Raw genomic sequence first — 1,766 nt, 5'->3', positions numbered from 1 at the left:
GTGTATAAGAGACAGTGTCCGAGTCACCCGGCTTACCCGGGAGACTCGGACAGGTGCTCTACTTCGCCGAACCCTCGCGGGCGAGGAGGCTTTCCTTGATCGGGAGGCCGTAGCGGAAACCGCCCAGGGTGCCGTCCGTGCGCAGGATGCGGTGGCACGGCACGAACAGCGCCGCCGCGTTCATGGCGCACGCCCCCGCTGCCGCGCGCACCGCGGCCGGCCGGCCGGCCCGCACCGCGTACTCGCTGTACGTCAGGCGCTCGCCGGCCTTCACCTCGCGCAGCACGTCCCACGCATGCGTCCGGAACGGCCCGCTCGCCTGCACCACGGGGACCCGGCCGGGCGCCCCGTGGTCGCCGTCGTAGTAGGCGCGGACGGCGTCGGCGGCCTCGGCGAGCACGCCGTCCGACGCCGCCGGCCGCGTCCTCGGCCCGCCCTCCGTGTCGGAGTCGACGGCGGCCGGGCGCAGGCTGGGGTGAACGAGCCCGAGCAGCGCGTCGAGGTCGGCGGTCCACCCGGCGGCGAGCACCGCCCCCTGGGCCGCGCCGACCGAGGTCTTGCTGTCGGCGGGGACGGTGTCGACGATGATGCTGAAGGGCCCGTCCGGGGTGGTGAGGGTCGTCGCGTTCATGATCTTCCTTCCGTGCGGTCGAGTTGTCAGACGTGCGGCTCGCTCGGGTGACCCCGGCGTCCGACATGTCAGGCGGAGCGCCAGAGGTGCATCGCGGCGTACGAGCGCCAGGGCGCCCACGCCGCGCCGCGCCGGGCGAGCTCCTTGAACTGGTGCGGCCGGGACTCCTCGGCGGAGACCAGCCCGAGGTTGCGGGCGCCGGCGAGCAGGGCGACGTCGCCGTCCATGAGGACGTCGGGGTCGCCGAGCACGCGGAGCGCCACGTAGCCAGCCGTCCACGGGCCGATGCCGGGCCGGGCGACCAGGCGTCGGCGCAGGTCGTCGGGGTCGTCGCCGACGCTAAGTGCGAGGGTCCCGTCCGCGAGGTCCTGGCCGGCGCCGAGCACCGTCGCCAGGGTCCGTGCGGGCAGGCGGAGGTGCGCCGCGGCGCCGTCGGCCACCTGGGCGGGCGCGGGGAACAGGCGGGTGAGGCCGTCGAAGGCAGAGGTGTACGGGGCGCCGACACCCTTCGCGAGGCGCGACAGGTGCGTGCGCGCCGCGGCGACGCTGATCTGCTGACCCACTATCGCCCGGACCAGGAGCTCCGCCGGATCGAGCGTGCCCGGCACCCGGATGCCCGGGACCGCGGCGACCGACGGCGCGAGCACCGGGTCGGCCGCGAGGGCTGAGTCGACGGCCACCGGGTCGGCGTCGAGGTCCAGCAGGCGCCGCACGCGGGCGACGGCGACCGGGGCGTCGGCCAGGTCGGCCAGCTCGAGGTCCAGCTCGACCCGGCCGCCGCCCGGACGCGGCACCCGCACCTCGAATGCCCCGGGGCCGTGCGGCAGGTCCACCGTCCTGGCGTACCGGAGGGTGCTCAGGTCGGCCGACTCCACACCCTCGATCGAGCGGACGGCGAGGAACTCCAGCACGCCGCGCGCGTCGAACGGCTCCCGGACGGGCAGGGCGAGCGAGATCCGCACGGGCTGGTCGGCTCCGGCGCCCGGCCTGGTTCCGGCCGTGGTGGCTCCGGTCGCGACGTCGGCGAGCCGCTGCAGATCGGCACTCTCCTGAGCTGGGCCAGCGAGGTCGGCAGTGTGCACCGAGGTCGGCACAGGCCTGGACCGACCTCGGTGCACACCTGTCTCTTATACAC

The 1,766-nt window shown here is 75.3% G+C and carries 2 protein-coding genes; both read right to left on the bottom strand.

Going from position 1 to position 1,766, the window contains the following annotated elements; translation table 11 throughout:
- Positions 1–58: 58 nt before the first annotated feature.
- A complete protein-coding gene (locus ACFT2C_RS29050; RefSeq protein ID WP_377210576.1) occupies positions 59–631 on the bottom strand; it encodes a methylated-DNA--[protein]-cysteine S-methyltransferase in 573 nt (190 codons plus the stop codon).
- 68 nt (positions 632–699) lie between these two features.
- Positions 700–1,713, bottom strand: a complete 1,014-nt coding sequence (locus tag ACFT2C_RS29045; RefSeq protein ID WP_377210575.1) for a DNA-3-methyladenine glycosylase family protein — start codon at positions 1,711–1,713, stop codon at positions 700–702.
- Positions 1,714–1,766 lie beyond the last annotated feature (53 nt).

The sequence above is a fragment of the Promicromonospora sp. NPDC057138 genome, from assembly GCF_042670845.1.
In the GTDB taxonomy this organism is placed as follows: domain Bacteria; phylum Actinomycetota; class Actinomycetes; order Actinomycetales; family Cellulomonadaceae; genus Promicromonospora.
The sequence above is the reverse complement of the archived record's forward strand: the minus strand, read 5'-3'. Positions and strand labels throughout refer to the sequence as shown.